Source organism: Streptomyces sp. NPDC051913 (genome assembly GCF_044593635.1).
Taxonomy (GTDB): domain Bacteria; phylum Actinomycetota; class Actinomycetes; order Streptomycetales; family Streptomycetaceae; genus Streptomyces.
This window is the reverse complement of the sequence record NZ_JBIUCI010000001.1, coordinates 149,490-171,685: the sequence shown is the minus strand read 5'-3', so window position 1 is coordinate 171,685 and position 22,196 is coordinate 149,490. Positions and strand designations below refer to the sequence as shown.

Annotated in this window: 21 protein-coding genes and 1 tRNA gene; 9 read left to right on the top strand and 13 right to left on the bottom strand. The window is 70.9% G+C overall.

Annotation, left to right across the window (positions count from 1 at the left end; genetic code table 11):
• Nucleotides 1-23 precede the first annotated feature (23 nt).
• From ACIHIX_RS00775 to ACIHIX_RS00765, 3 genes are all read right to left on the bottom strand, one after another.
• Nucleotides 24-338: a hypothetical protein gene (locus ACIHIX_RS00775; RefSeq protein WP_399948311.1), complete on the bottom strand. Its 315-nt coding sequence runs from the start codon at nt 336-338 to the stop codon at nt 24-26.
• Nucleotides 331-978, bottom strand: a complete 648-nt coding sequence (locus ACIHIX_RS00770; RefSeq protein WP_399948309.1) for a TetR/AcrR family transcriptional regulator — start codon at nt 976-978, stop codon at nt 331-333. The genes ACIHIX_RS00775 and ACIHIX_RS00770 overlap by 8 nt, the downstream gene beginning before the upstream one ends.
• Nucleotides 979-1,145: 167 nt before the next feature.
• Complete coding sequence (locus tag ACIHIX_RS00765; RefSeq protein ID WP_399948307.1) at nt 1,146-2,084, bottom strand: diiron oxygenase; 939 nt, start codon at nt 2,082-2,084, stop codon at nt 1,146-1,148.
• Between the two features lie 89 nt (nt 2,085-2,173).
• Between ACIHIX_RS00765 and ACIHIX_RS00760 the strand changes: the two genes are divergently transcribed.
• Nucleotides 2,174-3,277: a ferritin-like domain-containing protein gene (locus tag ACIHIX_RS00760; protein ID WP_399948305.1), complete on the top strand. Its 1,104-nt coding sequence runs from the start codon at nt 2,174-2,176 to the stop codon at nt 3,275-3,277.
• A 22-nt stretch (nt 3,278-3,299) separates the two neighbouring features.
• Here ACIHIX_RS00760 and ACIHIX_RS00755 read toward each other — a convergent pair whose 3' ends face one another.
• The 7 genes from ACIHIX_RS00755 to ACIHIX_RS00725 all read right to left on the bottom strand — a co-directional run bounded on the left by ACIHIX_RS00755 (nt 3,300) and on the right by ACIHIX_RS00725 (nt 9,822).
• The gene (locus ACIHIX_RS00755) at nt 3,300-3,806 is read right to left on the bottom strand and encodes a DUF3291 domain-containing protein (RefSeq protein ID WP_399948303.1); all 507 of its coding nucleotides are present in this window, start codon (nt 3,804-3,806) and stop codon (nt 3,300-3,302) included.
• A gap of 44 nt (nt 3,807-3,850) precedes the next feature.
• Nucleotides 3,851-5,308: a peptidoglycan D,D-transpeptidase FtsI family protein gene (locus tag ACIHIX_RS00750; protein WP_399949986.1), complete on the bottom strand. Its 1,458-nt coding sequence runs from the start codon at nt 5,306-5,308 to the stop codon at nt 3,851-3,853.
• Between the two features lie 14 nt (nt 5,309-5,322).
• Entirely contained in the window at nt 5,323-6,684 is a 1,362-nt protein-coding gene (locus ACIHIX_RS00745; protein ID WP_399948302.1) for an FtsW/RodA/SpoVE family cell cycle protein, read from the bottom strand.
• A gap of 43 nt (nt 6,685-6,727) precedes the next feature.
• On the bottom strand, nt 6,728-7,135 hold the full coding sequence (locus tag ACIHIX_RS00740) for an SH3 domain-containing protein (protein WP_399948300.1): 408 nt from the start codon (nt 7,133-7,135) through the stop codon (nt 6,728-6,730).
• 97 nt (nt 7,136-7,232) lie between these two features.
• On the bottom strand, nt 7,233-8,483 hold the full coding sequence (locus ACIHIX_RS00735) for an ATP-binding protein (protein ID WP_399948298.1): 1,251 nt from the start codon (nt 8,481-8,483) through the stop codon (nt 7,233-7,235).
• Nucleotides 8,483-9,181: a hypothetical protein gene (locus ACIHIX_RS00730; protein WP_399948296.1), complete on the bottom strand. Its 699-nt coding sequence runs from the start codon at nt 9,179-9,181 to the stop codon at nt 8,483-8,485. Before ACIHIX_RS00730 ends, ACIHIX_RS00735 begins: the two co-directional genes overlap by 1 nt.
• Nucleotides 9,182-9,315: 134 nt before the next feature.
• Nucleotides 9,316-9,822 carry a dual specificity protein phosphatase family protein gene (locus ACIHIX_RS00725; protein ID WP_399948294.1) on the bottom strand — a complete coding sequence of 169 codons (507 nt, stop codon included), beginning with the start codon at nt 9,820-9,822 and terminating at the stop codon, nt 9,316-9,318.
• Between the two features lie 111 nt (nt 9,823-9,933).
• Here ACIHIX_RS00725 and ACIHIX_RS00720 point away from each other — a divergent pair, with 111 nt between their 5' ends.
• On the top strand, nt 9,934-10,740 hold the full coding sequence (locus ACIHIX_RS00720) for a nuclease-related domain-containing protein (RefSeq protein ID WP_399948292.1): 807 nt from the start codon (nt 9,934-9,936) through the stop codon (nt 10,738-10,740).
• Nucleotides 10,741-10,945: 205 nt separating this feature from the next.
• Here the strand turns inward: ACIHIX_RS00720 and ligD are convergent, their stop codons facing one another.
• Complete coding sequence (ligD, locus tag ACIHIX_RS00715; RefSeq protein WP_399948290.1) at nt 10,946-11,836, bottom strand: non-homologous end-joining DNA ligase; 891 nt, start codon at nt 11,834-11,836, stop codon at nt 10,946-10,948.
• Nucleotides 11,837-11,898: 62 nt separating this feature from the next.
• Between ligD and ACIHIX_RS00710 the strand changes: the two genes are divergently transcribed.
• Entirely contained in the window at nt 11,899-12,957 is a 1,059-nt protein-coding gene (locus ACIHIX_RS00710; protein WP_399948288.1) for a Ku protein, read from the top strand.
• Between the two features lie 142 nt (nt 12,958-13,099).
• On the opposite strand, the gene ACIHIX_RS00705 is transcribed toward ACIHIX_RS00710, so the two are convergent.
• Together ACIHIX_RS00705 and ACIHIX_RS00700 are read right to left on the bottom strand one after the other, a co-directional pair.
• Nucleotides 13,100-14,902 (bottom strand): beta-ketoacyl-[acyl-carrier-protein] synthase family protein, encoded by a 1,803-nt coding sequence (locus tag ACIHIX_RS00705; protein ID WP_399948286.1) that lies wholly within the window; start codon nt 14,900-14,902, stop codon nt 13,100-13,102.
• Between the two features lie 263 nt (nt 14,903-15,165).
• Nucleotides 15,166-15,237 (bottom strand) — tRNA-Arg (locus ACIHIX_RS00700).
• 106 nt (nt 15,238-15,343) lie between these two features.
• Here ACIHIX_RS00700 and ACIHIX_RS00695 point away from each other — a divergent pair.
• The 6 genes from ACIHIX_RS00695 (at nt 15,344) to thrB (ending at nt 22,196) form a co-directional block, all read left to right on the top strand.
• Nucleotides 15,344-15,868, top strand: a complete 525-nt coding sequence (locus ACIHIX_RS00695; protein ID WP_399948284.1) for a response regulator — start codon at nt 15,344-15,346, stop codon at nt 15,866-15,868.
• A gap of 120 nt (nt 15,869-15,988) precedes the next feature.
• Entirely contained in the window at nt 15,989-17,068 is a 1,080-nt protein-coding gene (nrtL, locus tag ACIHIX_RS00690) for an ArgS-related anticodon-binding protein NrtL (RefSeq protein ID WP_399948282.1), read from the top strand.
• A 28-nt stretch (nt 17,069-17,096) separates the two neighbouring features.
• On the top strand, nt 17,097-18,488 hold the full coding sequence (gene lysA / locus ACIHIX_RS00685) for a diaminopimelate decarboxylase (RefSeq protein WP_399948280.1): 1,392 nt from the start codon (nt 17,097-17,099) through the stop codon (nt 18,486-18,488).
• A gap of 170 nt (nt 18,489-18,658) precedes the next feature.
• Nucleotides 18,659-19,951 (top strand): homoserine dehydrogenase, encoded by a 1,293-nt coding sequence (locus tag ACIHIX_RS00680; RefSeq protein ID WP_329334697.1) that lies wholly within the window; start codon nt 18,659-18,661, stop codon nt 19,949-19,951.
• A 6-nt stretch (nt 19,952-19,957) separates the two neighbouring features.
• Complete coding sequence (thrC, locus tag ACIHIX_RS00675) at nt 19,958-21,016, top strand: threonine synthase (protein WP_399948277.1); 1,059 nt, start codon at nt 19,958-19,960, stop codon at nt 21,014-21,016.
• Nucleotides 21,017-21,266: 250 nt separating this feature from the next.
• A complete protein-coding gene (thrB, locus tag ACIHIX_RS00670; RefSeq protein WP_399948275.1) occupies nt 21,267-22,196 on the top strand; it encodes a homoserine kinase in 930 nt (309 codons plus the stop codon).

The following is a 22,196-nucleotide window of genomic DNA, read 5'->3' as shown; positions in this document are numbered from 1 at the left end:
GTACGCGGTTCGGCGCAACCAGGTCACCCGTCGGTGTCGTCCGGCTTGCCGCCCGGCGTGGCGTCGGGCTTGGACCACGGCCACCTGAGCCGCGCCGGCCTGCCCTCGGGTTCGTACGCGTACTTCCACCCCTGCTGGAGTCCCAGCCTGCTGTGCCCGCGCGGCACCCGGCGGTAGATCAGCACGGTGGGCGGACCGCCGTCCGGGTCCGGGACGGGGATGCGGTACTGCTTGGGCGGGTGCCCGGTCGGGCCGAGGAGGACCGGAAGGACGCGGCCGTCCATGGGACCGCCCTCGAAGGGGGTGTCTTCGCTCTTCACGCCACCAGTGTCAGCCATCCGCCCCGAGGGCCCGCACCAGCGCCTCGGTCTGCGGGTCGCGCCGCGCGGTCACCGACAGCACGGCGACGAACTGCTCCACCAGCCAGTCCCGCAACTCCTCGACCGGCGGTTCCTTGTCGTCGTCCAGCCACAGCAGCGAGGCCGCCTCAACGGCCGTGATCCACATCCGTACGGTCATCCGCAGCCGCCGGCTGGGCTCGGTGACCCCGAGATGGCTGAGGATGTGCTGGGCGGCGGCCCGCCGTACGCCGTCCACGATGGCCGTCGTGCGCGAGGTCTCCACCACGCTTCCGCCCTGGAGCAGCGCGCTGAACCCGGCGTCGTGCTGATCGACGAACGCGAGATACCGGTCGAGGGCCCGCGAGAGCCGGTCGAGCAGCGGGCCTTCGTGAGGCTCGTCGAAGCACTGCTGGAGCTCTTCGGAGGCGGACCGCAGAGCGGCCTCGTAGAGCTGCTGCTTGCCGCCGGGGAAGTACCGGTACACGAGGGGACGGGAGACCCCGGCCGCCTCGGCCACGTCGTCGAGGGAGACGTCCTCGGGTACGCGGTGCGCGAAGAGCCCTAGAGCGGCCTCAAGAAGCTGACTGCGCCGCTCCTCGACACTCAGGCGGCGATAGGCGGGCGCGGCAGGGGTCATGAGTGCAGCGTAGTCGTGCGTCTGCGGGTGCGTCGTGGCTGGTCGCGCAGTTCCCCGCGCCCCTTTGGGGCGCGTCCGGTGCACTCACCTCAAGGGGCGCGGGGCTGTATCGATGTGCGGCTCCGCCGCGTGGGCGCGACCAGCCCCCACCGGCCCGCAGTCAACACTCAAGCCAGCAACCCCGAAGACTTCCAGAGCCGCCGCCCTACCCCCCGCAGCACCCCGATGTCATCCAGGAAGTCCGTCAGCCTCTTCGCCCCCGTCTGCATGACCTCCCGCCGATGCCCACTCTCCTTCACCTGAGCCAGCGCCTCCCGCCGGTCCAGCCCCACGTTCGTGTAGACCTCGGGATTCACGAACGCCACCGAGAACACCCGCGCGAACTCCCCGGACGTCACCCGCGTGAACTCCTGCGACCAGCGCGGCGCGGTCACCATCTGCCGCCGCAGCTCCTCGCGGGCGTACCGGACATGGCGTGCCTCCTCCACGACATGGATCCGCGTGACCCCCCGGATCAGCGTCTGCACCCGCTCGTCCGGGAACGTCAGCCGCTGCATCCAGTCGAGGACCTCCTCGCCGAGCAGCGTGGCGGTGAACGACCCCGGCGTCGTCGAGATGGTCTTGAACAGCCGGCCCAGCTGCTGGTGCGCCCGGCTCACCGGGTACCACGGAGTGTCTCCGTGCGAGATCAGCCGCGCGAACATCTTCGAGTGCCGGCACTCGTCCTCGATCTCGGTGAGCGCGTAGCGCACATGCGCGCTCGTAGCGGCCTTGTCGTAGATGTGCCGCACGAGCAGCTGCATGAGGATGAGCTCGAACCAGATGCCGAGCGAGGCCAGCGCGGCGGCCTCGTGCTGGGAGAGCAGGATGCGCTGCTCCTCGCTCATCCGCTTCCACAGCGGGGTGTCGTACAGCGACACCAGCTCGGGCGGCCAGAACCACTTGCCCTCTTCGAAGGGCGCGTCCCAGTCGAGTTCCTTGTCGGGGTCGAAGGAGTGCTTGGCGGAGGAGTCGAGCAGCCGCTCGGCCACCTGCTCCCGGTCCTTGAGCAGGCCGAGCGCATCGCGCAGCCCCGCGAGCGCATCGGCTTCCGTGAGCGTCGTCATGAGGTTATGAGACTGCTTGTCAGCAAGCTCGTCAATCCCTTGCGCACGACTTGTTGACCGCCGGTCTACGAAGGGGCAGCCTGCGGGACATGCCGACTTTCGACCTGTACGCCACGGATCCGGGAGACCCCCACTGGCAGGTGCCGGCGACCGGCGCGGCGCGTTTCAGCTGGGAGTACGACGATGGACGCGAACGTCTCCTCGCGCTCTACCAGAAGGGCAAGGACAAGCAGTGGGACGGGCAGAAGCGCATCGACTGGGAGCTGGAGGTCGACCCGTACGACCCGCTCGGCACCCCCGACGAGTCCATGTCCCTCTACGGCACCAAGCACTGGGCGAAGCTCACCGAGAAGGACAAGGGCGAGCTGCGACAGCATTACGCCTCCTGGCAGTTCAGCCAGTTCCTGCACGGTGAGCAGGGAGCCATGGTCTGCGCCGCGCGGATCGTCGAGTCCGTCCCCGACCTCGACGCGAAGTTCTACTCGGCGACCCAGGTGATGGACGAGGCCCGGCACGCGGAGATCTACGGCCGGTTCCTGCACGAGAAGATCGGGACGCTGTACCCGATCAACGACAACCTCCGGTCCCTGCTCGGCGACACGCTCCGGGACAGCCGCTGGGACATGCCCTACCTCGGTATGCAGGTCCTCATCGAGGGCCTCGCGCTCGCCGCCTTCGGCATGATCCGCGACACCACCGACAAGCCGCTGCCGAAGCAGATCCTCGCCTACGTCATGCAGGACGAGGCGCGGCATGTGGCCTTCGGGCGCATGGCGCTGCGCGACTACTACAAGCAGCTGTCCGACGCCGAACTCCGCGAGCGCGAGGAATTCGTCATCGAGGGCTGCTGGTTGATGCGCGACCGCCTCCGGGGCGTCGAGGTCCTGGAGAACTTCGGCATCCCCACCGCCGAGGCCGAGGAGTACAGCGAACAGTCCGAGTTCCTCGCCCTCTTCCGTCAGTTGCTGTTCTCCCGGATCGTCCCGTGCGTCAAGGACATCGGCCTGTGGGGCAAACGGCTCCAGCAGGCCTACGTCGACATGGGGGTCTTCGGGATGGGCGACTCGAACCTCGACCTGCTGATGGCGCAGGACGAGGAGATCGCCGAGAAACTGGACGCGGAGCGGTTCGCCGCGGAGGAGCACGACCGGGTCGCCGAAGTGCAGAACATGATCGACCGGGGGACTCCATGAACACCGAGACCCCGGACACCACCTAGACCCCGCAGCCCAGATCCTCCGGCACCGCGAGCGACACCGGATCCGAAGCCCCCGCCGGGAACGACGTCCGCAGGGTGAAGGCGTACGAGGTGGGGCCGTTGGCCCGCAGATGCAGCAGGCGGGATTCGGCCTCGGCGACCGTCGGACGGTGGCCGGCCGGTACCCACCACAGCGCCGTCATCGCCTCCGTCACCTTCTCGAACCACTCCCGGCGGCGGGAGAGCAGCTCGCGGTGCTGCCCCTGGTACATGAAGGCGGTCAGTGCGTCGGTGTTGCGCCACACCGTGAGGTTGATGATCAGCCAGTCGTCGCCGAAGACCTTGATGTCGGTCGCGTCGCCGCCCTCCGACTGAAGGCGCCAGACATAGCCGTCGGCTGCCTCCGCGGAGGCGTTGACCGGGTCCAGCGCATCGACGAAGTCCTTCAACTCCGGTGAGTCCAGCGGGAACTTGAGGCGGGAGATGTTGACCTGGGCGAGTTCGTACGCGGCGGCTGAAGTCATGTACCGAACGGTAGGTCGGGAGTCCGGGCGGCGGTACCCCCGTCTCAGTCGGTGAGCACCGCCTCCATCACCGCCCGCGCGATCGGCGCCGCGTCCCCGCCCCCGCTGATCTCCCCCCGGTCCGCCTCCGCGTCCTCCACCACCACGGCGACCGCGACCTTCGGCTCCAGGTCACGCTCGCCCTGCGCCCAGGAGATGAACCAGGCGTACGGCGTACCGGAGTTGTCGACGCCGTGTTGCGCGGTACCGGTCTTGCCGCCCACGGTCGCCCCCGGGATCGCGGCGTTCGTGCCGGTGCCCTCGGTCACCACCTCCTCCATCAGCTCCTTCAGCCGCACCGCCGTCGCCGGATGCATCGCCTGCCGCACCGGCCGCGAACCCGCCGTCGCCACCGTCGTCCCGCCCGACCGCGTCGTCCGCTCCACGAGGTACGGCGAGCGGATCTGCCCGCCGTTCGCGACGGCCGCCGACACCATCGCCATCTGCAACGGCGTCGCCCGCGTGTTGTACTGCCCGATCGACGACAGCGCGAGCTGTGCCTTGTCCACGGACACGTCGAAGGTCGACTCGGCGACGGAGTACGGGATCCCGAGACCGGTGTCGTTGAAGCCGAACCGCGCCGCCGTGGCCGCCATGTCGCTCACCCCCACCCGCACACCGAGCCGTGCGAAGACCGTGTTGCAGGACCACATGAACGCGGCCCGGATCGGCGCGTCCTCACACCCCGTGGACTCGTTGGTGAGCGAGGTCGTGGTGCCCGGCAGGGTGTACGGATCGGGGGAGTCGGTCGCCTCGTCGACGTCCGTGACCACCCCCGCGTCCAGCGCGGCGGCCAGGGTGACGACCTTGAAGGTCGATCCCGGCGGATAGGTCTGCCGTACCGCCCGGTTGAGCATCGGCTTGTCGGGGTCCGCGTTCAGCCGCGCCCAGGACCGCTCCACCGCCGCGTCGTTCCCCGACAGCACCTGGGGGTCGTACGACGGGCTCGTCACCAGCGCGAGAACGCGCCCGGTCGACGGCTCCACCGCGGCGACCGCGCCCTTGCGCCCGGCGAGCCCCTCGTAGGCGGCCCGCTGGGCGGCCTTGTCGATGGTCGTGACGACGTCGCCGCCCGGGTTCTGGCGCCGCGTCAGGTCGTTCCACAGCGGGAACGCCGACAGCATCGGGTCCGTGCCGGAGAGGAGGTCGTCCTCGGCGTGCTCCAGGAAGGTCGTGCCGTAGATCTGCGAGGCGAAGCCGGTCACCGGCGCGTACAACGGGCCCTTCGGGTAGGTCCGTTCATAGCGCAGCCGCCCGTCCGTGTCCTTCGAGCCGGTGACCGCCGAGTCACCGACCAGGATGTCGCCCCGCGGCTGGCCGTAACGGGCGATCTCGGTACGGCGGTTGGCCGTGTTGTCGTCGTAGGACTGGGCCTGGAAGACCTGGATGCGGGTGGCGTTGACGAGGAGCGCCACCAGCAGCAGGGCGCAGAAGCAGGCGGCGTGGCGGATGTAGCGGGTCATCCGGATGTTCCGGGTCATGCCGCGGCCCCCCCGTCGTACTGGCTGCGCGCCGAGTCGCTCACCCGGATCAGCAGGGCCACGATCGCCCAGTTGGTGACCACCGACGAGCCGCCCTGGGCCAGGAACGGCATCGCCATGCCGGTCAGCGGGATCAGCCCGGTCACCCCGCCAGCGATGACGAACACCTGCAACGCCACGATCGACGCGAGCCCGACCGCGAGCAGCCGCCCGAACGGGTCACGCAGGGAGAGGCCCGCCCGGTAGCCGCGCTCCACGAGCAGCCCGTACAGCAGGAAGATCGCCGAGAGGCCCGCGAGGCCCAGCTCCTCGCCGGCCGTCGCCAGGATGAAGTCCGACTTGGTGGCGAAGCCGATGAGCGTCGAGTGCCCGAGCCCCAGCCCGGTGCCCATCGTCCCGCCGGCGGCGAAGGCGAACAGCGACTGCGACAGCTGGTTGGGGCCCTGACCGGCCTCGATGGTGGCGAACGGATGCAGCCAGTCCTGCACCCTGCTGTGCACATGCGGTTCGAGCCAGCCGACGGCGACCGCTCCCAGCGAGGCCAGCAGCAGCCCCACCGCGATCCAGCCGGTGCGCCCGGTGGCGACGTACAGCAGCACCACGAAGAGTCCGAAGAACAGCAGCGAGGTCCCGAGGTCCCGCTCCAGGACCAGCACCAGCACACTCAGCAGCCAGATCGCCACGATCGGCCCGAGCACCCGCCCGGTCGGCAGCTGGAGCCGCCAGATCCGGCGTCCGGCGTAGGCGAGCGCGTTGCGGTTGGCGGCGAGGTAGGCGGCGAAGAACACCGCGAGGAGCACCTTCGCGAACTCGCCCGGCTGGATGGAGAATCCGGCGATCCGGATCCAGATCCGGGCCCCGTTCACGGCGGGGAAGGCGATGGGGAGGACCAGCAGCACGAGCGCGGCGGCGACGCACACGTACGCGTACCGCTGGAGCACCCGGTGGTCCCGCAGGAACAGCACGGTCACGATGAACAGCGCCACACCGACCGTGGACCACACGAGCTGGGTGGGCGCCGCCCGGTCGTCCGGCGTCTCCAGGTCGAGCCGGTAGATGAGGACCAGACCGAGGCCGTTGAGCAGCACGCCGATCGGCAGCAGCAGCGGATCGGCGTACGGCGCCCGGTAGCGCACCGCGAGATGTGCGACGAGCGCGAGCACGCCGAGCCCGGCGCCGTAACCGGCGGCGCCGGGCGGGACGGTGCCGTGTCGGGCGAGGCCGACCGCGCAGTAGCCGTACACGGAGAGCAGTACGGCGACGACGAGGAGGGCGAGTTCGATGCCACGGCGCCGGGGGAGACGTACAGCGGGAGCGGGGGGATCCGCTTGAGCCACGGTGGTTCCGGCCTTGGTCATGTCCGGAACCTACCCAAATAGGGAGACTTGTCTTCCTAGTCTCCTAGCACCAGCGTGGCGCCGCCCCGATGTTGTCGATGTACCGCGCGGCACCCCACGCCCAGGTGCCGTCCGTGAGGAGGTACCAGAGCGGGTTGCCCTGGACGGTCTGGCCGGGCGTCTTGCAGAAGATCGACACGACCTCGCCCCGGTAGGCGGTCCGGATGATCTGCGATCCGCGGTTCGGCGCGCTGCGCAGATTCAGCGTGCTCGCCGTGACGACACCCCGGTACAGGCGCGGGTTCTGGTGCTGCTGGTGCTGCTGCTGGTTGCTCCCCCACTGCTGCTGGTTGTTTCCCGAGTCGCCGCGCTCGCCTTCCCAGTCGTCGTTCGCGACGGCGGGCACGGCGGCGGTGGCGGCGAGCAGGGCGCCGGCGACGAGGGATATGGAGAGACGGGAGCGCAGGGACATGGCGGAACCTCCACGAAGGGGGCGAACTTGACTAATCGCCACATTAAGAGGGGTGTGTCAGGGGCGCCCTTTTGACTGGGCCATAGGAGAACGCCGCTCAGGGGTGCGGGGAACCGCGCAGGGTGAGTACGGCGACGGCTCCTCCGTCGACGGCGTTCCGGAAACTCAGCTCCGCCCCCAACACCTCCGCCTGCCCGACCGCGATGGTCAGCCCCAGCCCATGCCCCTTCGCCCCACCCTCCGTACGGAACCGCTGCGGACCATGCTCGACCAGGTACTCCGGATACCCGTCCCCATGGTCCCGAACGGTCACCATCGCCCCGTCGACCGTCAGCGACACCGGCGTCCGCCCATGCCGGTGCGCGTTGGCCACCAGGTTCCCCAACACCCGTTCGAGGCGCCGCCGATCCGTCTCCACGACGACACTCCGCACGACCCTGACCTCGGTGTCGGTCCCCGACGCCCGCACCACCCGCTCCGCCAGCGCCCCCAGCGGCACCGCGTCCAGATCCAGCCGCTCCCGCCCCGTGTCCAGGCGCGAGATCTCCAGCAGATCCTCCGTCAGCGTCCTGAGCGCGGCCACCCGGTCCCGCACCAGCTCCGTCGGCCGCCCCGGCGGCAGCAGCTCCGCCGCCGCGTGCAGCCCCGTCAGCGGCGTCCGCAACTCGTGCGCCACGTCGGCCGTGAACCGCTGCTCGCTCAGCAGCTTGCCCTGCAACGAGGCCGCCATGGAGTCCAGCGCGGCGGCGACCGCGGCCACCTCGTCCTGAGGCCGCGTCGGATCCTTGGTGCGCGGATCGTCGACACGGGCGTCCAGGTCACCGCCGCTGATCCGCCGGGCCACCCGCGCGGTGGCGTGCAGCCGCCGGGTCACCCGGGTCACCGCGAACGCGCCGACCAGCAGCGTCGCCCCGATGGCGAGAGCCGAGGACCACAGGATCGCCCGGTCCAGGGCGTTGATCGTACGGGCCTGCTGGGAGTAGTCGACGACGACGGCGAGGGCCCGGTCGCCGTCGGCCGGACCGGCCGCCCACATCGTGGGGCGCCCCTCGTGATCGGCGACCATCGTGCCGCGGTCGCCCGCCACCGCGAGGGCCCGCAGCGACGCGGGCAGCCCGGGCGGGTCGACGCCCGCGCCCGGCAGCAGCGTGTCCCCGGCCTCGTAGGCCGAGGTCGCGTCCGCCAGCCGGGACAGCGCCAGGTCACGGGCCTGCCCCACGGTCTGGTTGGTCACCGAGACATGCACCAGGATGCCGAGCAGCGCGGCCAGCCCACAGCACATGACCGTGATGAAGACGAGGGCCTTCAGGGCGAGCGTGCCGGTCCACCGCGGCAGCGCGAGCCGCATCAGGGGCTCGCCGAGGGGGTGGGGGAGGCCTTCGGCCTCTTGCCGATGTGCAGCATCTCGTCGTGGGTGAGCAGAAAGACGTGCTGGTCCGGGTCCCAGGTCCACTGGAACCGGTACTCGTAGTCCGCGAGGGCGGACGGCGCGTGGATGATCACGGAGTGCCCGGCCAGCTCGACCTCGCTCACCGAGTCGTCGTTGCTCATGACCTGGACCAGCCGGCCGCCCTGCACGGTGTAGACGCGCACGGCGGTCTGGTTGCCCGGCAGCAGCCGGAAGCCCAGCGTCAGATCCGCGTGTCCGTCGCCGGTGAGGTCGCGGTAGTACGCCCTGAGGACGGGGCACCGGCTGTCCGCGGGCGTCTCGCCGCAGTACGCCATCCGGCGGGTCGTCTCGCGGTAGGTCGCCTTGGCGCCGGTGTAGGCCTCCGGGTGCTGGCGGATCTCCGCCCGCACGACGGCCACAGGATCCACCGCGCGGACGTCGTCACCGGGCACGGTGACGCCCTTCATGACCTCGGCCTCGCCGTCGTCGTAGTCCCAGGCGGGGCTGGACGCCGGGGTCAGCTGCGGCCAGAGCTTGGCCGGGCTGGTCGCGGTCGGGGTGGAGCCCGCGCCCTGGAGGCCGCCCGCGTCACCGCAGCCCGCGGCGGTGGCCAGCAGCAGGGCGGTGGCGAGGGCGGTACGGAAGGGGCGTGGCACTGTGCTCCAGGGGCGGGCAGGTGGGGCGGGCGGGGCGGAACAGGCGAGGGACGACTACCGGCCCGTACACCTTATTCGTACGCAAGTCCTTTTTGCGCACCCGTCGTGCCCGTCGCACCCGCCCGGGACGGGAACTATTCGGCCAGCTCCTCCAGCAGCCGTGCTGTGGGCAGTCCGGCCCGCAGATAGTCGACGAACAGGTCGTTGTGCAGCGCCCAGGGTGAGCGGCGGTCCCGGATCGTGCGGATCGCCTCCTCGGCGGAGTGCCCGGCTCGGACCAGGGCGTGCGCCACGACCAGCCCCGAGCGGTTGTAACCGTGAAAACAGCGGACGAGGACCTTGCGGCCCTCGTCGACGGCTTCACTCGCGGCCCGCGCCAGGCGGATCACTCCCGCGAGCTGGGTCCCGTCCAAAGGCCCGTCAGGTATCGGCCACACATGGTGTTCCACGCCGGGGTCGGGCCCGTGCCCCGGCAGCCTGAGCAGAGTCTGGACGAGATCGAACTCGTCCCGTACGACGGCCAGTTCCCGTTGCCCCGAGGGTCCCCTGAACTCGTGTCCGCCCATCCACAGGCCAGGCACGATCTCGTTCCAGGGACGGTCCGGGGCCGGTACGTCGGGCTGCTTCCTGCGGGTACGCAATAACGCCTCCCCAACTCCCCCTCCCAACTACCTCCCAACCACCCCCAAAGGTATCCGCCTTCTTGCCCCTGGAGCACCCCGCCTGTTCCCATGGTCAGGGGGTGATGGTGCATGAGCGGACTGCGCGTCGTACCGACCTGGCGCCATGGTCAGGAGCGGCTCTACGTGTGCCTGACGGACGGGCGGAACGTCGCCTGGTACGACAGGGAGGCGGCCCGGGTCAACCTGCTCAGCGAGGCGAGCAGGGAGGACGTACTGGAGGTGCTCGGCCCGTTCCTGACGGGCCCGGTCGCGGTCGGACCGCCCGCCGTGCCGACCCCCGCGGAACTGGCCCGGCTCACCCTCCACCCGGACGACGACCTGGCGCCCAACCGTCCCGGCGAGGCCCTCCAGATCGCCCTCGACCGCGACCCGGGCCCGCCGCACCGGCTGCGCCCGGACCCGCGCCGCCGGGCCCTGCTGGCCGAGCAGACGGTGGGGGACGCCCTCGACCGGCTCGACGGGGCGGGCTGGCACGCCCTCCACTCGCTCCCGCTCCCCGGCGGCGACCGCGTCCACCACCTCGCGATCGGCCCCGGCGGCCTCTTCGCCATCCACACCCTGTACGCCCGCAAGCAACGGGTGACGGTCGCCGACCCCATGGTCACCCTGGGCCGCCACGACCCCCACCCGCTGCTGCGCCGCGTCCGCGCCGACGCCGACCGCGCCTCCTACGCCCTGACCGCCGAGGTCCACCCGGTCCTCGCCCTCGTCGGCCCGACGGACGTACGCGTCACGGCCCCGCTGCGCGAGGTCCGCGTCATCGAGGACACCGAGGTGGAGTCCCTGGCCCGGCTCGGCGGGGTGCTGAAGCCGGCGGACGTGGAGGCGCTGCACGCGATGGCACGGGACCGCACCACGTGGGCGTCCGCGGGCTGAGTGGTGCCCGGCGGGTGGTGGTGCCGGGTCCCGTGGCGGTGCGGGCGCTGAGCCGGCTGAAGCACTGATCCGGTCGTGCCCGTGGGCGTCGCTGTCCCGTCCGGGTACGGCGTCGGCGTCCCCTCCGGGTCGGCCGTGGTGGCCGGGCTGCCGTCGGTGCGGGCGCGCCGGGCCGCGTGGATCGGGCGCGCGGCGGGGCGGGCCGTCAGGGGAGCGGGGGCAGCCGTCCCGCGGAGCGCGCGTCGAGGAGCGGCGCGAGCAGATCGCCGTAGTCCTGCAACCGAGGCCCGATGTCCGGTGCCAGGAAGGCGAGTCGACGGGCCGACCGGCACTCCTCGACCTCAGTCCAGGTGACCGGCGCGGAGACGCTGGGCTCGGGGCGGGCGCGCAGGGTGTACGGGGTGGCGGTGGTCTTCCGGGCGGCGTTCTGGCTCCAGTCGACGAACACCTTCCCGGGCCGCAGGCTCCGCGTCATCCGGTGCACGACCCGCTGCGGCATCGCCCGCTCGGCGGCCACGGCGAGCTCCTTGGCGTACTCCGACACCCGTTCGGACGGCGTCGGCCGCACCGCCGCCAGCAGATGCAGCCCCTTCGACCCGGACGTCTTGGCGTACGCCGCGATCCCGTCCGCCGCGAGCCGCTCCCGCAGCCACAGCGCCACCTCGCAGCACTCGACGACGGAGGCGGGCGGCCCGGGATCGAGGTCGAAGACCATCCGGTCGGCCTCGGCCGGCGCGCCGACGACCCACTGCGGTGTGTGGAACTCGGTCACCAGGTTGGCCGCCCACATCAACGACGGCAGATCCTGTACGACGACCATCCGGGCCGGCCCCTCCGACCTCGGCACCTCGGCGGTGGTGACCCAGTCGGGCGTACCCGGCGGCACGTTCTTGGCGAAGAACACCTGCCCGTCGGGCCCGTCCGGGTAGCGCAGGAAGGAGACCGGGCGGCCCCGCAGGTGGGGGAGGAGGGCGTCGGCGGTCGTGGCGTAGTAGTGCAGCACCTCGCCCTTGGTGAACCCGGTCGCGGGATACAGCACCTTCTCCAGGTTGCTGAGCGCGAGCCGGCGGCCCTCCACCTCCGTGATCGGCGTCATACGATGAGAATCTCATGCAAATAATGTGATACCGACCGTTATGTGTCGAAAGGGTACTGACCGTGCGATCCATATGGAACGGTGCGATCTCGTTCGGGCTGGTCAGCATCCCGATCAAGCTGGTCAACGCCACCGAGAGCCACTCGATCTCCTTCCGCCAGATCCATCTGGAGGACGGCGGCCGCATCCGCTACCGCAAGGTGTGCGAGCTGGAGGAGAAGGAGGTCAGCGGGGCCGAGATCGGCAAGGGCTACGAGGACGCGGACGGCACGATCATCCCCATCACCGACGACGACCTCTCCCACCTCCCGCTGCCGACGGCGAAGACGATCGAGATCGTGGCCTTCGTTCCGGCCGACCGCATCGACCCGCTCCAGATGGACGCCGCGTACTACCTCGCGGCGGGTGGCGCCCCCGCGGCGAAGCCGTACACGCTTCTCAGGGAAGCGCTGAAGCGCAGCAACAAGGTGGCGATCGCCAAGTACGCGCTGCGGGGGAGGGAGCGGCTCGGGATGCTGCGGGTGGTCGACGACGCGATTGCCATGCACGGCCTGCTGTGGCCGGACGAGGTCCGCGCCCCCCAGGGCGTCGCCCCCGACACCAAGGTCACCGTCAACGACAAGGAACTCGACCTCGCCGACGCCCTCATGGACACCCTGGGCGAGATCGACCTCGAAGACCTCCACGACGAGTACCGCGAGGCACTGGAGGAGGTCGTCGCCGCGAAGGCCGCCGGCGAGAGCCCGCCGGAGTCCCCGGAACCGGCCAAGGGCGGCAAGGTCCTCGACCTCATGGCTGCCCTGGAGAAGAGCGTGCGCGAGGCGAAGGAGTCCCGCGGCGAGGAACCGGCGGAGGTCAGACAGCTCCCGCAGCGCAAGACGTCCCGCACGACCCCGAAGCCGGCGACCGGCAGGAAGTCGACGTCGAAGACGACGCCGAAGAAGACGACTTCGGCATCGGCGTCGGCATCGGCATCTGCGAAGAAGTCGACGGCGGCGAAGAAGACGGCGTCGGGCTCGGCCAAGAAGACGGCGGCGGCGAAGAGGACGGCGTCGGCATCGACGGGTACGGCGAAGAAGACATCGGCGAAAAAGACCACACCACGCAAACGCTCGGCCTGACCCTGACCCTGACCCTGACCCGGACCCTGACCCGGACCCGGACCCGGACCCGGACCCGGACCCGGACCCGGACCCGGACCCGGACCCGGACCCGGAACCGGCTTCGGACCCGAACCCGAACCCCGCTGGGCCCCGCCGCCCCTCACTCCACCGTTTCTCGGCCCATCCGCCGCAGGGCCAGCACCGCGTTGTGCCCCCCGAACCCGAACGAATTACTGAGCGCCAGATCCCCGCTCACCGGCAACTCCCGCGGAGCCTCCGTCACCACGTCCAGTTCCACGTCGTCGTCCACGTCCGCACACCCCACGGTCGGCGGCACGACTCCGTGATGCAGCGTCAGTACGGTGGCCACGGCCTCCACCCCGCCCGCTGCCCCCTGCAGATGCCCGAGGTGTCCCTTGAGCGCGGTCACCGGCACGGCCCCGGACATCGACCGGTTCCCGAACACGGCCCGCAGCGCGCCCGCCTCGGCCAGATCCCCCTCCACGGTCGCCGTGGCGTGCGCGTTCACATGGACGACGTCCACGACATGCCCCCCGGCGTCCCGCACGGCCCGCCGCAGCGCGAGCGCGACCCCGCTGCCCGAAGGATCGGGCGCGGCCATGTGGTGCGCGTCGGCGGACAGCCCCCACCCCGCGGCCTCGCAGTAGATGCGCGCGCCCCGGGCGAGGGCGTGCTCCTCGGCCTCCAGGACCAGCACCCCCGCGCCCTCGCCGTTCACGAACCCGCCCCTGTCCTTGGCGAACGGCCGTGAGGGCGAACGCCCGTCCTCCAGCCCGGCCTGGGACAACGCCCGCATCGAGGCGAACGACGCCATGATCGCGGGCGTCACGACGGCCTCCGCACCGCCCGCGAGGGCGACGTCGACGCGGCCGTACCGTATGCGGTCGATGGCCTGCCCGATCGCCTCGGTGCCGGAGGCGCACGCGCTGGTCACGGTCCGGGCCTCGCCGGTGATGTGCAGATCGAGGGAGACCTGCGAGGCGGCCTGAGAGGGCACGGTCATCGGCGTGGTGAGCGGTGAGACGCCCCGGGGCCCCTTCTCCCGCAGCTTCCGATCGCCGCCGACCAGCACGGAGGCGTCCCCGAGGATGGCCCCCAGACTCACCCCGACCCGCTCGGGCGCGAGCCCGCTCTCCCGGGTCCCCCCGTCCACGAACCCGGCGTCGGCCCATGCCTCGCGCGCGGCGAGCACGGCGAACTGGGCGGCCCGGTTCATCCGCCGCGCAGCGGCCCGTGGCAGCAACGCGGCAGGATCGACAGGCACGGTCCCGGCCACCCGCACGGGCAGCTCACCGAACTCGTCCCCGTCCAGCTCCCGTATCCCGTGCCGTCCGTCGAGCAGCCCCCGCCACAACTCATCGACCCCCACCCCGAGCGGAGTCACGGCCCCGAGCCCGGTGACGACCACCCGCCGCGGCCCACCGGCGGCGGCTTCCCGCGCCGGCCGGGGGTGATGCCGTACGACATACCCCTCCCGGTCGGCGTCACGAGCCCACCCCCGCACCTCCGAGTCCGTCACCGACTCCTCCGCACACACGTCGAGATCCCGGTGCCAGGCGCCCCAACGCCGCACGTACGTCACCTCGACGGCACGCGGATCGACGGCCCGCACCGAGCCGACCCGGTCGCCGTCCCGGAACGCCACGTCGTCGAGCGGCGGCGAGGACAGCCGGGGCACGGCCGCCGCGTCCAGCCGGTGACAGGCGACGGTGACGGTCCCCTCCCGGCCGAGCACCACGTCCCGGTCCACCCCGCCGAGCGGCGGCCGGAGCGACATCCGGATCGTCTCCGGCGACTCGGGCAGCGTGTGCGTCACGACGTACCAGCGCTGCCGTTCCACGTCCCCGGGTGACAGGGCCACCAGGTCGCCGGGGATCACCTCGGCGACGCCAACTGTGTGTGGATTTATCGGGACTTCAGACGTCTCGGACGAATTGGACATAGCCGTACATGCTTCCCGTAGTCTGAACTGCCTTGCGGGGGACGGTTCTGAGTGAACGGGACGAAAGCCGGAAAGGCCATTGTTGAAACAAAAACCGGCCCGTTCCTTACGTTCCGCAAACGATCAACGAACGAAGAAACGCCTCAACTACCCAACCCGGCAGCGAAGTTGACCCACACCTGCGAACGATCTGTGGCAAAGCTCACGACCCCAAAACAAAAAAGAGCGGGACCCAGTCGGACTGGGTCCCGCTCTCAGTGCTGTGCCCACGGCAGGATTCGAACCTGCGCACACGGTTCCGGAGACCGTTGCTCTATCCCCTGAGCTACGCGGGCGTCCGCTGCGCTGTGCGCGGCGACGGGTAGAACCCTACCAGCTTCGATGGGGTCTTCATGAACAGGTATTTCCGGCGGTCAGAGGGGGTCGCGGTCCCTGGTACGGGTGGAAGTCGGGAAAACCCGGACGCGGTGGCCGGTCCGGACCTACTCTCGAGTTGTGCCAGGCGCGTCGGGCCGGGTGCTTGTTGTGGACGACAACAAGGTCATCCGGCAGTTGATCAGGGTCAATCTCGAGCTGGAGGGTCTCGAGGTCGTGACCGCGGCCGATGGTGCCGAGTGTCTGGATGTCGTGCATCAGGTGCGGCCCGATGTGGTGACCCTTGATGTCGTGATGCCCCGCCTTGACGGGCTTCGTACCGCCGCTCGGCTGCGCTCCGACCCCCGGACCCGTGATCTGCCGCTCGCCATCGTCAGCGCCTGTACGCAGTACGAGGTCGAGAGCGGCCTCGACGTCGGTGTCGACGCCTTCCTCGCCAAGCCCTTCGAGCCGGCCGAACTCGTCCAGCTCGTGCGGGAGTTGATGGAGCGCAGGCACGGCGCGGACCAGGCGGACGGGGGTGCGGACGCGGTCTTCGACGGTGTCCTCGGCGCCGGTGAGGCAGAGCGCGCCGGGCGGGCCGGCGGCTGATCGGCGCTGCCGCTCCAGTTGGTGGCTGGCTCTTTCCTGGCTGTCCACGGGCGTCCACATCCCGGACCTTCCGCTAAACCGACTCGCCTACCCACCCCCCTCCTCCCCTACGCTTGTCCCGTGACCCCCGTCGATCTCTCCCGCACCGTGCTGCGCGCGGTCCGTCGCGCTGTCGACGGGGGAGAGCTGACCGTGTCCGTGCCGGGACGGGCTGTCGTCACCATCCCTGGACCCGGGGGGTGTGGTGACTACGCCACCAACATCGCCCTCCAGCTCGCCCGCCCCGCCGGACAACCGCCCCGCCGTGTCGCCGAGATCCTGCGGCCGCATCTGAGCGGCACCGACGGCATCGCCGACGTCGTCGTCACCGGGCCCGGCTTCCTCAATTTCATCCTGAGCGACGGCCATGCCCTCCCCACCGCCCTCGTGGCGGAGATTCTGGCGAGCGGGGCGCGGTACGGGTTCGCGGACGGACCCAGCGGCCAGGTCGTCCAGCTGCACGCGGCCCGCGAGGTACGTGCCGTCGTCGTCATGGACGCCGTCTCCCGCATCCTCCGCTCCCAGGGCGCCCTCGTCCGCAGCAGCTGCGAAGGGCCTCCCGCGGCCGAGTGGACCGACGTCCTCGGTGTGCGCGTCGACGCCTACGGCACCCCCGAGGCCCCCGCCCCCCTCGACATCGGCATCCGCCCCGTGCCCGCCCCGGCCGACCCCGTCCCCCTCGGCCGGGACGCCGCCCGCTGGGCCCTGCTCCACCCCGCCGCCCACGACCGGCCCCGGATCACCGACGAGCACCTCGTCCAGCGTGAGGGCAACCCCCTCTTCCGCGTCCGCTACGCCCACGCCCGCACCCGGGCCCTCAGCCACAACGCCGCCGAGCTGGGCTTCACCGCCGTACCCGGTGCACTCGGCGATCCCGCCGCAGTCACCGAACTCACCACCCCCGGGGACCTCGCCCCTCTCCTGGCCGACCACCCCCGCATCCTCGCCCAGGCGGCGGCCCACCAGGCCCCCGACCGTCTTGCCCGGCACCTCGTCACCGTCGCCGATGCCGTGCTCGCCGTCCTGCCGACCGTGCTGCCGCGCGGCGACGAGAAACCCTCGGCCGCCCACCGCGCCCGGCTCGCCCTCGCCGAAGCCGCCGGGACGGTGCTGGCCGGTGGCCTGTCCCTGCTCGGCATCGACGCACCCGAACACCTCTGAGACAGCGAACAGAGAGCCAGCGAAGAACATGAGCCGTTCCGCCCACCCCGCCGGGCCCCGCCACGCAGACGTCCTCACCGAGGGCCACTACTCCGCGCCGCCCGCCGACCTCAACACCCTCGACCCCAAGGTCTGGGCCCAGACGGTCACCCGTGACGAGGACGGTGTCCTCACCGTCGGCGGTATCGACGTCAAGACCCTCGCCGAGGAGCACGGCACCCCGGCCTACGTACTCGACGAGGCCGACTTCCGGGAGCGGGCCCGCGCGTGGCGTACCGCCTTCGGGGCCGACGCCGACGTCTTCTACGCGGGCAAGGCGTTCCTGTCCCGCGCCGTCGTGCGGTGGCTGCACGAGGAGGGACTCAACCTCGACGTCTGCTCCGGCGGCGAACTCGCCACCGCCCTCTCCGCCGGCATGCCCGCCGACCGCATCGCCTTCCACGGCAACAACAAGTCCAAGGACGAGATCCGCCGGGCGATCGAGGCAGGTGTCGGCCGGATCGTGCTCGACTCCTTCCAGGAGATCGTCCGTGTCGCGCACATCGCCCAGTCCGAGGGCAAGCGACAGCGTGTGCAGATCCGGATCACCGTCGGGGTCGAGGCGCACACCCACGAGTTCATCGCCACCGCCCACGAGGACCAGAAGTTCGGCATCCCGCTCGCCGGCGGCCAGGCCGCCGAGGCCGTGCGCCGTGCGCTCCAGCTGGACTCCCTCGAACTCATCGGGATTCACAGCCACATCGGGTCGCAGATCTTCGACATGTCCGGCTTCGAGGTCGCCGCGCACCGCGTCGTCGGGCTGCTCAAGGACATCCGGGACGAGCACGGGGTCGAGCTTCCCGAGATCGACCTCGGGGGCGGGCTCGGGATCGCCTACACCTCCGACGACGACCCCCGCGAGCCCCACGAGATCGCCAAGGCGCTCACCGAGATCGTCACGCGTGAGTGCGAGTCGGCCAAGCTCCGGACCCCCCGCATCTCCGTCGAGCCCGGTCGTGCCATCGTCGGCCCCACCGCGTTCACCCTCTATGAGGTCGGCACCGTCAAGCCCCTCGACGGACTGCGCACCTACGTCTCCGTCGACGGCGGCATGTCCGACAACATCCGTACCGCGCTGTACGACGCCGAGTACAGCGTCGCTCTCGTGTCCCGGACGAGCGACGCCGAGCCGATGCTCGCCCGCGTCGTCGGCAAGCACTGCGAGAGCGGCGACATCGTGGTCAAGGACGCGTTCCTGCCCGCCGACATCGCGCCGGGCGACCTGATCGCCGTACCGGCGACCGGGGCGTACTGCCGTTCCATGGCGAGCAACTACAACCACGTCCTGCGACCGCCGGTCGTCGCCGTGCGCGACGGGGAGTCCCGCGTGATCGTCCGCCGGGAGACGGAGGAGGACCTCCTGCGTCTCGACGTCGGATGAGACGTCGGATGAGACGTCGGACAGCCGACGTAGCCCGGGGGCGGAAGATCTCCTGTCTTCCACCCCCGTACAAATGAAATAGATGTCTCACGATCCGGACGAAGGGTAGAAACTCCCGTCCGGTGAGTGAGACTGGACCAACCGTAGACGGTATGAGGAAACGAGGTCGGATGATGCGTACGCGTCCGCTGAAGGTGGCGCTGCTGGGCTGTGGGGTTGTCGGCTCAGAGGTGGCGCGCATCATGACGACGCACGCGGAAGACCTCGCCGCGCGCATCGGCGCCCCCGTCGAGCTGGCGGGGGTCGCGGTACGGCGGCCGTCCAAGGTCCGCGAGGGCATCGACCCCGCCCTCGTCACCACCGACGCCACCGCCCTCGTCAAACGCGGGGACATCGACGTCATCGTCGAGGTCATCGGCGGCATCGAGCCCGCCCGCACCCTCATCACCACCGCCTTCGAGCACGGCGCCTCGGTCGTCTCCGCCAACAAGGCCCTCCTCGCCCAGGACGGCGCCGCCCTGCACGCCGCCGCCGAGGAGCATGACGCCGACCTCTACTACGAGGCCGCCGTCGCCGGCGCCATCCCGCTGATCCGCCCGCTGCGCGAGTCCCTCGCCGGCGACAAGGTCAACCGCGTGCTGGGCATCGTCAACGGCACGACCAACTTCATCCTCGACAAGATGGACAGCACGGGGGCGGGGTATCAGGAGGCGCTCGACGAGGCCACGGCGCTGGGGTACGCGGAAGCCGACCCGACCGCCGACGTCGAGGGCTTCGACGCCGCCGCCAAGGCCGCCATCCTCGCCGGTATCGCCTTCCACACGCGCGTGCGGCTCGACGACGTCTACCGCGAGGGCATGACCGAGGTCACCGCCGCCGACTTCGCCTCCGCGAAGAACATGGGCTGCACCATCAAGCTGCTCGCCATCTGCGAGCGCGCCGAGGACGGGGGGTCGGTCACGGCTCGCGTGCACCCGGCGATGATCCCGCTCACCCACCCGCTGGCCTCCGTGCGCGGCGCGTACAACGCCGTCTTCGTGGAGTCCGACGCGGCCGGGCAGCTCATGTTCTACGGTCCCGGCGCCGGCGGCGCCCCGACCGCCTCCGCAGTCCTCGGCGACCTCGTCGCCGTCTGCCGCAACCGGCTCAACGGCGCGACCGGTCCCGGCGAATCCGCGTACGCGGCCCTTCCCGTCTCAGGGATGGGCGAGGTCGTCACGCGGTATCACATCAGTCTCGATGTCGCGGACAAACCGGGTGTTCTCGCCCAGGTCGCGACCGTGTTCGCCGAGCACGGGGTTTCCATCGATACGGTTCGCCAGACGGGCAAGGACGGCGAGGCCTCCCTCGTCGTCGTCACCCACCGAGCCTCCGACGCCGCCCTGGGCGGGACCGTCGAGGCGCTGCGCAAGCTCGACACCGTGCGCGGTGTCGCCAGCATCATGCGGGTTGAAGGAGAGTAACCAGCAATGACCCACCAGTGGCGCGGAATCATCGAGGAGTACCGGGACAGGCTGCCCGTCTCCGCCACCACGCCGGTCGTGACGCTCCGCGAGGGCGGTACGCCCCTCGTGCCCGCGCAGGTGCTCTCCGAGCGCACGGGCTGCGAGGTCCACCTCAAGGTCGAGGGCGCGAACCCCACGGGGTCCTTCAAGGACCGCGGCATGACCATGGCGATCACGCGGGCCAAGGAGGAGGGCGCCAAGGCGGTCATCTGCGCCTCCACCGGCAACACCTCGGCCTCCGCCGCCGCCTACGCGGTGCGCGCCGGCATGGTCTCCGCCGTGCTCGTCCCGCAGGGCAAGATCGCGCTCGGCAAGATGGGCCAGGCGCTGATCCACGGCGCGAAGATCCTCCAGGTCGACGGCAACTTCGACGACTGCCTCACCCTGGCCCGCGCGCTGAGCGACAACTACCCCGTGGCGCTGGTCAATTCGGTCAACCCGGTGCGTATCGAGGGCCAGAAGACCGCCGCCTTCGAGATCGTCGACATGCTCGGCGACGCCCCCGACATCCACGTCCTCCCGGTCGGCAACGCGGGCAACATCACCGCGTACTGGAAGGGCTACAAGGAGTACGCCGCCGACGGCGTCGCCGCGAAGACCCCCCGTATGTGGGGCTTCCAGGCCTCCGGCAGCGCCCCGATCGTCCGCGGCGAGATCGTCAAGGACCCCTCGACGATCGCCACCGCCATCCGCATCGGCAACCCGGCGTCCTGGCAGTACGCGCTCGCCGCGCGGGACGAGTCCGGCGGCCTCATCGACGAGGTGACGGACCGTGAAATCCTGCGCGCCTACCGCCTGTTGGCCGCGCAGGAGGGCGTCTTCGTGGAGCCCGCCTCGGCCGCGTCCGTGGCCGGTCTGCTGAAGGCCGCCGAGCAGGGCCTGGTCGACCCGGGTCAGAAGATCGTGTGCACGGTCACCGGCAACGGCCTCAAGGACCCCGACTGGGCCGTCGCGGGCGCCCCGCAGCCCGTCACCGTCCCGGTCGACGCGGCGACGGCCGCCGAGCGCCTCGGTCTCGCATAAGGGCATCCCGGGGCATCCCCGAGCGACATCCGCATAAGGGGGTGCACAGGGGGCTTACGACACGCATCGTGCGCCTCCTGTGCGCCCTATGTCGCCACAGAACCTTCCTTCGATAGGCTGTACCGAACCCGCCCGCCGCATATGCCCGAGCGCATGGCCGGGAGCCGCGTCATCTCCGTGGCCCGCGGGGTCTCCACGTACGTATCGAATGTCTTCGACAATCACGCAGCTCAAGGAGAGTCATCGAGCGATGGCCGGTCCAGCGTTCCGCGCCGCCGCCGTCCGGGTGCGCGTCCCCGCCACCAGCGCCAACCTCGGCCCGGGCTTCGACAGCCTCGGCCTGTCGCTGGGGCTCTACGACGACGTCGTCGTCCGGGTGGCCGACTCAGGGCTGCACATCGACATCGCGGGTGAGGGCAGCGAGACCCTCCCGCGCGACGAGAAGCACCTGCTCGTACGGTCCCTGCGCACCGCCTTCGACCTGCTCGGCGGACAGCCGCGCGGCCTCGAGATCGTGTGCGCCAACCGCATTCCGCACGGCCGGGGCCTCGGCTCCTCCTCCGCCGCCATCTGCGCCGGCATCGTCGCCGCGCGTGCCGTGACCATAGGCGGCGAGTCCAGGCTCGACGACGCCGCGCTCCTGGAGCTGGCGACCGAGATCGAGGGCCACCCCGACAACGTCGCGCCGTGTCTGCTCGGCGGCTTCACCATCGCCTGGATGGAGGCCGGCGCCGCCCGGGCCATCCGGCTGAAGCCCGCCGATTCCATCGTTCCGGTGGTTTTCGTGCCCGGAAAGCCGGTTCTGACGGAGACCGCGCGCGGTCTCCTCCCGCGCACCGTGCCGCACGTCGACGCCGCCGCCAACGCGGGCCGTGCCGCCCTGCTCGTCGAGGCCCTCACCCGGAGCCCCGAGCTGCTGCTGCCCGCCACCGAGGACCGGCTGCACCAGGAATACCGGGCTCCGGCCATGCCGGAAAGCGCCGCACTCGTCGAGCGCTTGAGGGCGGACGGAGTTCCCGCGGTGATTTCCGGAGCCGGGCCCACCGTTCTCGCCCTGGTCGACGAGGAGAGCGCCGACAAGGTCGCCCACCTGGCAGGCGAGGGCTGGGCCGCCAACCGGCTGGAACTCGACGCCCACGGGGCGAGCGTCTTGCCACTGGCACCTTCCGGCGACATTTAA

Coding starts and splice junctions, on each gene's coding strand:
- thrC (WP_399948277.1), top strand. CDS start 19,958: ATGACCCACCAGTGGCGCGGAATCATCGAGGAGTACCGGGACAGGCTG.
- ACIHIX_RS00755 (WP_399948303.1), bottom strand. CDS start 3,806: ATGACTTCAGCCGCCGCGTACGAACTCGCCCAGGTCAACATCTCCCGC.
- ACIHIX_RS00770 (WP_399948309.1), bottom strand. CDS start 978: ATGACCCCTGCCGCGCCCGCCTATCGCCGCCTGAGTGTCGAGGAGCGG.
- ACIHIX_RS00720 (WP_399948292.1), top strand. CDS start 9,934: ATGAGCGGACTGCGCGTCGTACCGACCTGGCGCCATGGTCAGGAGCGG.
- ACIHIX_RS00740 (WP_399948300.1), bottom strand. CDS start 7,135: ATGTCCCTGCGCTCCCGTCTCTCCATATCCCTCGTCGCCGGCGCCCTG.
- thrB (WP_399948275.1), top strand. CDS start 21,267: ATGGCCGGTCCAGCGTTCCGCGCCGCCGCCGTCCGGGTGCGCGTCCCC.
- ACIHIX_RS00680 (WP_329334697.1), top strand. CDS start 18,659: ATGATGCGTACGCGTCCGCTGAAGGTGGCGCTGCTGGGCTGTGGGGTT.
- ACIHIX_RS00775 (WP_399948311.1), bottom strand. CDS start 338: ATGGCTGACACTGGTGGCGTGAAGAGCGAAGACACCCCCTTCGAGGGC.
- ligD (WP_399948290.1), bottom strand. CDS start 11,836: ATGACGCCGATCACGGAGGTGGAGGGCCGCCGGCTCGCGCTCAGCAAC.
- ACIHIX_RS00745 (WP_399948302.1), bottom strand. CDS start 6,684: ATGACCAAGGCCGGAACCACCGTGGCTCAAGCGGATCCCCCCGCTCCC.
- ACIHIX_RS00705 (WP_399948286.1), bottom strand. CDS start 14,902: ATGTCCAATTCGTCCGAGACGTCTGAAGTCCCGATAAATCCACACACA.
- ACIHIX_RS00750 (WP_399949986.1), bottom strand. CDS start 5,308: ATGACCCGCTACATCCGCCACGCCGCCTGCTTCTGCGCCCTGCTGCTG.
- ACIHIX_RS00735 (WP_399948298.1), bottom strand. CDS start 8,483: ATGCGGCTCGCGCTGCCGCGGTGGACCGGCACGCTCGCCCTGAAGGCC.
- ACIHIX_RS00765 (WP_399948307.1), bottom strand. CDS start 2,084: ATGACGACGCTCACGGAAGCCGATGCGCTCGCGGGGCTGCGCGATGCG.
- ACIHIX_RS00760 (WP_399948305.1), top strand. CDS start 2,174: ATGCCGACTTTCGACCTGTACGCCACGGATCCGGGAGACCCCCACTGG.
- lysA (WP_399948280.1), top strand. CDS start 17,097: ATGAGCCGTTCCGCCCACCCCGCCGGGCCCCGCCACGCAGACGTCCTC.